General features: G+C 69.2%; 3 protein-coding genes. 2 read left to right on the forward strand and 1 reads right to left on the reverse strand.

The genetic code is table 11. The features are described 5' to 3' along the window. Positions 1 to 1,634, forward strand: a 1,634-nt coding sequence (locus ENN83_RS06845) for a 3-hydroxyacyl-CoA dehydrogenase NAD-binding domain-containing protein (protein ID WP_287185474.1), incomplete at its 5' end; no start/stop codon positions are given. Here the strand turns inward: ENN83_RS06845 and ENN83_RS06850 are convergent. Then, complete coding sequence (locus ENN83_RS06850) at positions 1,622 to 2,353, reverse strand: Hint domain-containing protein (protein WP_287185476.1); 732 nt, start codon at positions 2,351 to 2,353, stop codon at positions 1,622 to 1,624. The genes ENN83_RS06845 and ENN83_RS06850 overlap by 13 nt on opposite strands. A gap of 360 nt (positions 2,354 to 2,713) precedes the next feature. Between ENN83_RS06850 and ENN83_RS06855 the strand changes: the two genes are divergently transcribed. Beyond that, on the forward strand, positions 2,714 to 3,030 hold a 317-nt coding region (locus tag ENN83_RS06855), incomplete at its 3' end, for an AMP-binding protein (RefSeq protein WP_287185477.1).

A 3,030-nucleotide genomic window follows, 5' to 3' on the forward strand; every position in this document is an offset into this window, starting at 1 on the left:
ACCCGAAAAAGGCGAAAGCGGCGGGGCTGATCGACGAGGTGGTCGACGATCCGGTGGCGGCGGCGAAGGAATGGGTCCTGTCGGGCCCGGCCATCGTGAAACCCTGGGACGAGAAGGGCTACAGGATGCCCGGCGGCGCGCCCTATCACCCGGCGGGCTTCATGACCTTCGTCGGCGCCAGCGCCATGGTGAACGGCAAGACCAGGGGGGTCTATCCGGCCGCCAGGGCGCTGCTGAGTGCGGTCTACGAGGGCGCGCTGGTGCCCTTTGACACCGCGATCCGGATCGAGGCGCGGTGGTTCACGCATGTGCTGATGAACCCGTCTTCGGGCGCAATGATCCGCTCGCTCTTCATCAACAAGGAGGCGCTGGAAAAGGGCGCCTTGCGGCCCGCGAACGTGCCCGACCAGACGGTAAAGAAGCTCGGCGTGATCGGCGCGGGCATGATGGGGGCGGGCATCGCGCTTGTGGCCGCGCAGGCGGGCATCAAGGTGGTGCTGGTCGACCAGTCGCAAGAGGCCGCCGACAAGGGCCGCGCCCATACCGAATCCTACATGGACAAGGGCATCGCGCGCGGCAAGGCAACCTCCGAGAAGAAGGCCGATCTGTTGGGCCGCATCACCGCCACCACGGATTACTCGGCACTTTCCGGCGCGGATCTGGTGATCGAGGCGGTGTTCGAGGACCCGGGCATCAAGGCCGAGGTCACGAAACGGGTGCAGGCAGCGGTGGGCGAGACTTGCATCATTGCGACAAACACCTCGACCCTGCCGATCACCGATCTGGCCCGCGCCGCCGACCGGCCAGGCGACTTCATCGGCATCCATTTCTTCAGCCCGGTCGAGAAGATGATGCTGGTCGAGATCATCCGCGGGCGCGAGACCGGCGACCGGGCGGCGGCCAAGGCGCTGGATTTCGTGCGCCAGATCCGCAAGACGCCGATCGTGGTGAACGACGCGCGCTTCTTCTACGCCAATCGCTGCATCATCCCCTATATCAACGAGGGCATCCGCATGGTCGGCGAGGGCATCGCCCCCGCGCTGGTCGAGAATGCAGCGAAACTGGTGGGGATGCCGCTGGGGCCGCTGCAACTGGTGGACGAGACCTCGATCGACCTTGGCGTCAAGATCGCCCGGGCGACCCGCGCCGCGATGGGCGCGGCCTATCCGGACGGCGCGGTGGACGATGTGCTGTTCTGGCTGGCCGACCAGGGGCGGCTGGGGCGCAAGGCGGGTGCCGGGTTCTATGCCTACGACCCGGAGGGCAAGCGTGTGGGGCTTTGGCAGGGGCTTGGCCATTACCCGCGCGCCGCGGATCAGCCGGACTTGTCCGAGGTGCAGCACCGGCTGTTGTTCGCGCAGGTTCTGGAAGCTGTCCGCGCGCTGGAGGAGGGCGTTCTCACGGATATCCGCGAGGGTGACGTGGGCGCGATCCTGGGCTGGGGCTTTGCGCCCTGGTCTGGCGGGCCCTTCTCCTGGCTGGACATGATCGGGACGGACCGCGCGGTCACGCTCTGCGACGATCTGGCCGCGCGCCACGGACCCCGCTTTGCGCCACCCGACCTGCTGCGCGAGATGGCCGAGCGCGACGAGACCTTTTATGGCCGTTTCGGTCCGGCGGCTCAGGCGGCCTGACGCGGCGCGGGCGCGGAGGGCGGCTCGCCTGCCGGGGGCTGGTATTCCAGCGCCGGGCCAAGCCGGCGCGCCTCGCGCGGGAAACGGGGGCGGGCATAGTCGCAATCGGCGGTCCTCTGCAACTCGCCCAGCCGGTTCTCCGGCACGGTCTCGCCCTCGCCCCGGGCGGGGCAGAACACCAGCGCGGCACCGCTGGCACAGGCGATCTCGGGCCGGTCGAACAGCGGCACGATCACCTCCAGCGCCAGGCCAAGCCGGGGCGCGACGCGTTCGATGCCCAGCGCACCTTCGAGATAGCGCGCGGGTAGCAGCACGAAGGGATCTCCGTAAAGCTCTTCGGCCAGGTCGGGTTCGACCATCACGCTTTGCTCGGTCAACAGCAGCAGCGGCGCGGAATTTCCCGGCACCCCCTCGGGCACCAGAAGCGGCCAGAGCGGTTGGGGACAGGGCGTCCAGCCGCGCCACAGGACCCCGCGCCGGACCGCACGCACCGGCTGCGAGCCGTGATCGAAGGTCAGCACCCGGTCGCCCGGGGCCAGCGCCTCGACCGCGCGCCAGCCGGTCGTGATGGCGATCTCGGTCCCGGCGGCAAAGCCCGAGGCCAGCCCCGCGATCCCGGCGGCGGACAGGCCCCCGCCTGAATGCGGCCCGCCCGGGACAAGGGCGTCGTCAAAGCCCGAAGCGGGTTCGCACCCTTCGTAGTCGATCGTGAATTCCATCATCCGTTCCCCCGGAATGCTGCCGCCGTCCCTGCCTCGCCATGGACCGGGGTCATCGGTGCCGCCTGTTCGCCAACAGACCCTTACCCCCGGTCTTCGGACGCCAGTTCGACGCGATTGGGATGGCTTTGCGGCACCGCCGCCCGGGGCCTGTGAAATGGCGTGGCGCAGCCGGGGATCGCGGTCTGTCAAGGAAAAGTTAACCATGATTCAGGCGCCGGGCTCGTCGCCCCTGCCCCGCCCGGCCGGACGAGTCGCCGACCCCGCGGCGGCGCGAAAGGCACGCGACAGCCCTTTTCAAAGCCGTGCGGCGGGGCCAAACTCGGCGCCGTCCAACGAAGCACCGGGAGGCAAGGAACCATGGGCTGGCTGTCCGACGAAACGGGTCTGGAAAAATGCGCGGCGAATTTCGTGCCGCTGACGCCGTTGTCCTTCCTGAACCGCGCCGTGCAGGTCTGGCCCGACCGCGAGGCGCTGGTCCATGGCGCCCGCCGCTACACCTACCGGCAGTATCACGACCGAAGCAGTCGGCTGGCCTCGGCCCTTGCCGCGATGGGGGTCAGGCCGGGCGACGTGGTGGCGACGCTCCTGCCCAACATCCCCGCCCAGGCCGAGGCGCATTTCGGCGTGCCCGCCTGCGGGGCGGTGCTGAACACGATCAACATCCGGCTCGATGC

This window comes from Rhodovulum sp. (genome assembly GCF_011048875.1).
Taxonomy (GTDB): domain Bacteria; phylum Pseudomonadota; class Alphaproteobacteria; order Rhodobacterales; family Rhodobacteraceae; genus Rhodovulum; species Rhodovulum tesquicola.